General features: G+C 61.1%; 1 protein-coding gene. It reads left to right on the forward strand.

The genetic code is table 11. The features are described 5' to 3' along the window. On the forward strand, positions 1-252 hold a 252-nt coding region (locus tag R2R70_RS21810), incomplete at both ends, for a glutamate-cysteine ligase family protein (RefSeq protein ID WP_410979170.1).

Below are 252 nucleotides of genomic sequence, written 5' to 3' on the forward strand. Positions count from 1 at the left end.
GGCTGCCCGGACGCGGACAGCGCGCTGTTCCTGCTGCATTCGCTGTCGCGCTATATCCCGCATTTCATTTCGCTGTCGGCTTCGTCGCCGTACGTGCAGGGCGTCGATACCGGATTTCACTCGGCACGCCTGAATTCCGTGTTCGCGTTTCCGCTGTCGGGCCGCGCGCCGTTCGTGCTGAGCTGGGAGGAGTTCAAGGAGTACTTCTCGAAGATGGTGCACACGGGCGTCGTCAACAGCATGAAAGACTTC

The organism is Cobetia sp. SIMBA_158 (genome assembly GCF_046566945.1).
In the GTDB taxonomy this organism is placed as follows: Bacteria; Pseudomonadota; Gammaproteobacteria; order Pseudomonadales; family Halomonadaceae; genus Cobetia; species Cobetia amphilecti.